The 5,756-nt window shown below is 47.0% G+C and carries 4 protein-coding genes, 2 tRNA genes, 2 rRNA genes and 1 pseudogene; 7 read left to right on the forward strand and 2 right to left on the reverse strand.

All coding sequences use genetic code 11. From position 1 onward, the window contains the following. The 4 genes from C7U56_RS15130 to C7U56_RS15145 form a co-directional block, all read left to right on the forward strand. A 23S ribosomal RNA gene (locus C7U56_RS15130) occupies positions 1 to 476 on the forward strand; the annotation flags it as partial. A gap of 135 nt (positions 477 to 611) precedes the next feature. Continuing rightward, positions 612 to 686: transfer RNA gene (locus C7U56_RS15135), tRNA-Pro, on the forward strand. Between the two features lie 13 nt (positions 687 to 699). Next, positions 700 to 772, forward strand: a tRNA-Gly gene (locus C7U56_RS15140). 166 nt (positions 773 to 938) lie between these two features. Beyond that, positions 939 to 1,559 carry a flavodoxin family protein gene (locus tag C7U56_RS15145; RefSeq protein ID WP_107001909.1) on the forward strand — a complete coding sequence of 207 codons (621 nt, stop codon included), beginning with the start codon at positions 939 to 941 and terminating at the stop codon, positions 1,557 to 1,559. 30 nt (positions 1,560 to 1,589) lie between these two features. Here C7U56_RS15145 and C7U56_RS15150 read toward each other — a convergent pair. Together C7U56_RS15150 and C7U56_RS15155 are read right to left on the reverse strand one after the other, a co-directional pair. Beyond that, positions 1,590 to 1,898 (reverse strand): annotated as a pseudogene (locus C7U56_RS15150) (Uma2 family endonuclease); the annotation flags it as partial. Between the two features lie 377 nt (positions 1,899 to 2,275). Beyond that, a complete protein-coding gene (locus C7U56_RS15155; protein ID WP_181357274.1) occupies positions 2,276 to 3,262 on the reverse strand; it encodes a LysR family transcriptional regulator in 987 nt (328 codons plus the stop codon). A gap of 270 nt (positions 3,263 to 3,532) precedes the next feature. Between C7U56_RS15155 and C7U56_RS15160 the strand changes: the two genes are divergently transcribed. From C7U56_RS15160 to C7U56_RS15170, 3 genes are all read left to right on the forward strand, one after another. Beyond that, on the forward strand, positions 3,533 to 4,108 hold the full coding sequence (locus C7U56_RS15160) for a chromate transporter (protein ID WP_107001911.1): 576 nt from the start codon (positions 3,533 to 3,535) through the stop codon (positions 4,106 to 4,108). Positions 4,109 to 4,123: 15 nt separating this feature from the next. After that, on the forward strand, positions 4,124 to 4,687 hold the full coding sequence (locus tag C7U56_RS15165) for a chromate transporter (RefSeq protein ID WP_107001912.1): 564 nt from the start codon (positions 4,124 to 4,126) through the stop codon (positions 4,685 to 4,687). 554 nt (positions 4,688 to 5,241) lie between these two features. After that, positions 5,242 to 5,756: ribosomal RNA gene (locus C7U56_RS15170) — 16S ribosomal RNA — on the forward strand; the annotation flags it as partial.

The following is a 5,756-nucleotide window of genomic DNA, read 5'->3' on the forward strand; positions in this document are numbered from 1 at the left end:
CTCAACGGATAAAAGCTACCCTGGGGATAACAGGCTTATCACTCCCAAGAGTTCACATCGACGGAGTGGTTTGGCACCTCGATGTCGGCTCATCGCATCCTGGGGCTGAAGTAGGTCCCAAGGGTTGGGCTGTTCGCCCATTAAAGCGGTACGCGAGCTGGGTTCAGAACGTCGTGAGACAGTTCGGTCCCTATCCGGCGCGGGCGTAGGATATTTGAGAGGAGCTGCCCTTAGTACGAGAGGACCGGGGTGGACTGGCCTCTGGTGTATCTGTTGARCYATCAAGYTCATGGCAGAGTAGCCAAGCCGGGACGGGATAAACGCTGAAGGCATCTAAGCGTGAAGCCCCCCTCAAGATGAGATATCCCATACGCAAGTAGTAAGACCCCTTGAAGACGACGAGGTAGATAGGGCAGAGGTGGAAGCGTAGTAATACGTGAAGCTGACTGTTACTAATCGGTCGAGGGCTTAACCAAAAGGATATGGTTAAGAATTGGATAGGTAAGAGGAAGTTATTTCCTGAAGGATGAAAGATAGAGAGTAGAAGAAATTCAGTGTGCAGTTTTGAAGGTATATAAACATTCAAGAAAATCAAATATAAACGTGGATGACGGGGTGTGGCTCAGCTTGGCTAGAGCGCCTGGTTTGGGACCAGGAGGTCGCAGGTTCGAATCCTGTCACCCCGATTCTTACAAATATGCGCGAGTGGCTCAGTTGGTGGAGCGCGACCTTGCCAAGGTCGAGGCCGCGGGTTCGAGTCCCGTCTCGCGCTCTTTTTTATTATTGCGGAAGCTTTGATTCATCAGGGTTTCCGCTTTTTTGCATTTTCATTTTTATGTAGACAGTTGTAGACACTTGAAGACAATATATACGCTTACAGACTGTTTAAAAGCAATTTGTTGGAATAAATGTATCGCAGAGTAAAAGGAGGAAACCAAATGAGCAAGGTATTAATTCTAAACGGAAGTCCACGTGTAAACGGCAACACATCCATTGCCATCCGGGAAATAGAGAATGTATTTCGAAATAGTGGGGTAGAGGTAACAACCATACAGATTGGAAATAAAGATATCCGGGGCTGTATTGCCTGTAACCAGTGCAGCAAAATTGGAAAATGTGTGTTTGATGATATCGTAAATGAACTGGCACCTCTCTTTGAGGCGGCGGATGGTCTGGTGATTGCCAGTCCGGTCTACTATGCATCGGCTAATGCGACGCTGATTGCCTGTCTTGACCGCTTGTTTTACAGCACGTCCTTTGATAAGAGCATGAAGGTGGGTGCCAGTGTAGTCTGTGCACGCAGAGGTGGCTGCTCAGCGACTTTTGATGAATTGAACAAATTTTTTACCATCAGCAATATGCCGATCGCATCCAGCAGATACTGGAACAGTATTCACGGCTGTGAGAAAGGGGAGGCAGAGATGGATGAGGAAGGCAAGCAGACGATGCGGATGCTTGCAAAGAATATGACATTTCTTATGAAGTCCATCGAGCTTGGCAAGAAAGAATATGGTCTTCCGGAACAGGAGGAGCGGACGGCGACGAATTTTATTCGGTAAGTTTAAGGGAGTCAGAGCATTTTTGATAAGGTAGTCCATGCGCCGGCTGGATGGAGATACGATTTCGAAAATGAGATCGGGAGCGCCGGAACAGCCGCAGTCGGTCAATTTATTCGGATCACAGATAAGAGAGATATCCGGCTCAACCCAATCTTTATCATCCGCATCCAGATTGACAGCGAAAGGAGGCGGATAAACGCGGCATTCTCCGCCGTTGGACTCGATATAATTTCCAAGAAGGTGAGAAATCTGGTAGGAAATTTCCTGATGAATCCGGCTTGGAGGTGCCATATTATAAACTTGCCCGTCGATCAGCTCTGCACGCTGCCCGTCGGGCAAGTTCCAGTAATCTTTTGAAATATAGGTATACCTATACCTAAAAGTATATTACAGGAAGAAATTATTTTCAATCATCCGTGCGTATTCGCAACCAATCCCAGATAACCTCAGCGTCGTATCCGGTCATATGGATAATGATGACCTGATAATCGCGAACCGTCTCATACGGAAGTTTACCGGAACCGTCATACATCCATCACAGGAAAAGACTGTAGCGGACGATGGCATACTCTAACGCGATCCCCTTCATCTGTAGAATCATATCTTCCAGTCCGCTGCCTGGTTCCAGTAGAGCGGAAAAGAACGCATTTGCCAGAAAATGACGAAGAGGCATCTGATAGAGCACCGATGCATTTCGAAATTTTTCCCAGGGTAGTTTAATATCGCAGATCAGTGAGCGTAGCTGCGGGAGAGTCTTTCGGAAAATTTCTGTGGACAGGATATGCATGAGGGGAGATTCCCGGGAGATTTTGAGCGGAAATATGGTTGGATGGCAAAAGTTCACGCGTCATTTGGACAAAATCCTGCATGACAGGAGACAGAAACTTGCTCTGATGCCACGCCAGATGAACGGTATTTTGAAAAGAAAAATCCGAAAAATAGATCCGGGAAATGGCACTGAGTCTCAGCTCAGCTTCGATCATAGTGCTTGGAAGAATCGTGACGCCAAGCCCCAGGCGGACGGCTTCGAGAATGGCCTCTTGCGAGGTGCTTTCCCAGGCAGGGGTGACCTCACAGCCGGTCTGGCGGATGGCATTTTGAAATACTTCATAGGAGGTGCTGCCGACTTCGCGAAAGAGCAGCGGTTGTTTCATAAATGTATTGATGGAAACGGTTTTTCCTGCCATCGGGTGTCCCGGCGCGCAGATGGCGGTGTAGTGTTCCTGAAACAGGGGAGTCAGGGCAATCTGTTCGGAGTGGATGGTTCCGCCGACGATTGCAAGATCTAGCGCCCCATTTAAGAGCATGGCTTCCGTCTGTGCGGTCGTCTGTATATGGACCTGCGTGTGCACCTGGGGATATGTCTCTTGAAATAGCTGCATGAAACGTGGCAGATAGGAAATCCCCACGTTGGTGCTGGCACCGATGCGGAGAACTCCGCTGATTCCGGAATTGGAAAATGCCAGTTCCATTTCATCGTACATCTGGATAAAATGGCGTGCATAGTCGAGAAAACGCCGCCCTTCGCCGGTAATTCGCAGACGCTGGTTGATCCGGTCGAAAAATAATGTTCCGTAGTGTTCTTCGAGCTCCCGGACGGCGGTGCTGACGGTTGGCTGCGTCAGGTAGAGATTGCGTGCCGCCTGTGTAATGCTTCCGGCGGATGCTACTTCGATAAAAATTCGGAAATGCCGCAGTGTCATGAAAACTCCTTTCCTGAATGTTTCATAAGGAGTGGGAAACATTCGTATTTGTATGTTTGTCCTGCTTTTTTCCTGCCGTCAGAAATATTATTTTTGACGGCGTTGCTTTTATAGAGAATCATAGATATTTTAATAAGAACTATATATAAATTATAGTAATTTTAAAATGAATTGGCAAGTGTTATAATGGGCACAGAAAAAGGAATGTTGTTTTGCGTGAAGGAGAACTGGGAGAGACAAAAGATAAAATAGAAAAAGGGGGAATGGCAGATGAAACAGAAGCATCAACTGCTGGTTTTATTTTTAAAAACACTTTATATCAGCGCATTTACATTCGGGGGCGGTTTTGTCATTGTGACATTTATGAAGAAATGTTTCGTGGATGAGCTTCACTGGATTGATGAACAGGAAATGCTTGATTTTACCGCACTGGCACAGTCCTGTCCGGGCGCGATTGCGGTAAATGGGGCAATTTTGGTTGGTTGGAAAGTATATGGGTTTGCCGGAATGGTGGTGGCAGTCATCGGAACGATTCTTCCGCCGATGGCGATTCTGGCGGTTTTATCCGTCTGTTACGCCGCGTTTGCGTCGAACGTCTGGGTGGCAGCAGCACTAGAGGGAATGCGAGTCGGCGTGGCGGCTGTGATTCTGGATGTTTCCTGTGGGCTGGGAGTGAATGTTATGAAGGAAAAAAAGCTGTATTCAATTGCAATCATGGTAATTGCGTTCCTGGCTGATTTTGTGCTGGATGTGAATGTAATCTATATCATTGCGGCGGGTATTCTGGCGGGAACGATTCGATTTATCTGGATGAGAAAACGTGAGCAGACGACCGGTGCGGTATAGAGGGGGAGAATAGATATGATCTATATACAATTATTTTTGAGCTTTCTGCAGATAGGGCTTTTCAGCGTGGGCGGCGGCTACGCGGCGATTCCACTGGTACAGAGCCTGATTGTGGAACGACAGGGATGGATCACGATGACGGAGTTTACGAATCTTATCACGATCGCGGAAATGACGCCGGGACCGATTGCGGTCAATTCAGCAACCTTTGTCGGAATTCGGATAGCGGGACTTCCGGGAGCGGTTGCGGCAACCTGGGGATGTATTTTCCCATCTTGTATCATTGTATCGGTATTGGCATACATATATCGGCGTTACCGTGGCGGCTCTGCGATGGGAAGTATTTTAGGCAGTCTTCGCCCAGCGGTAGTGGCGCTGATCGCAGGTGCCGGACTTTCGATGCTACTGGCAGCAGTTCTTCCAGAGGTAAATGGGGAAAGGATGATCCAGTGGGGCAGTCTGGTTCTTTTTTCGGCAGCTTTTATAGCGCTCCGTAAATGGAAACTGAACCCAATTCTTGTGATGTGGGTCTGCGGCGGTGTCAGCCTGGCAGTTAAATTGATTGAGTATCATTTGTAGAGAAGGTAGTATAGGAATAGGTAATAGATATAAATGAGAGTGTAGATGGAGATTGAAAGCTGTATTTATGAATGGATGGAAATGGCATCGGATTCTTTTGATTCGATGCCATTTCTGGGATTAGGGGAAATAGATGCATAGACTTAGAATAGTAAGAATATTCTAAAAAATCACAACAAAATAAAAAGAATAACAAATATAGAAAAATCGTTGACAATCCTTGGAAACTCTGGTATCATAACATACGTCCTTGAGACAAGGGCAAATCAATCGAGGAAATAAGAGCGGAAACGCAAACGGGTTTCTGAGAAAGATTAAAAATAAAATAAAAAAGTTGTTGACAAAGTCAATTGCTTATGATAATATAAATAAGCTGTCGATGAGACAACAACAAAGAACCTTGAAAACTGAACAGTATGTAGAACCCTGAAAATTCTAAGAACAAAGGCTTTTGGTTAAGCCTTGAAGTTCAAGAGAACATTCAGAACAAAACCAAAACAACAGTAATAACGGTTAAAATTAGCCAAGCGAAATTTTGACTGGAATCAAAACTTTAACATGAGAGTTTGATCCTGGCTCAGGATGAACGCTGGCGGCGTGCTTAACACATGCAAGTCGAACGAAGCAATCTAACGGAAGTTTTCGGATGGAAGCTGGATTGACTGAGTGGCGGACGGGTGAGTAACGCGTGGGTAACCTGCCTCACACTGGGGGACAACAGTTAGAAATGACTGCTAATACCGCATAAGCGCACGGGATCGCATGGTCCGGTGTGAAAAACTCCGGTGGTGTGAGATGGACCCGCGTTTGATTAGCTAGTTGGTGGGGTAACGGCCTACCAAGGCGACGATCAATAGCCGACCTGAGAGGGTGACCGGCCACATTGGGACTGAGACACGGCCCAAACTCCTACGGGAGGCAGCAGTGGGGAATATTGCACAATGGGGGAAACCCTGATGCAGCGACGCCGCGTGAGTGAAGAAGTATTTCGGTATGTAAAGCTCTATCAGCAGGGAAGAAAATGACGGTACCTGACTAAGAAGCCCCGGCTAACTACGTGCCAGCAGCC

The sequence above is a fragment of the Clostridium fessum genome (assembly GCF_003024715.1).
Classification (GTDB): Bacteria; Bacillota; Clostridia; order Lachnospirales; family Lachnospiraceae; genus Otoolea; species Otoolea fessa.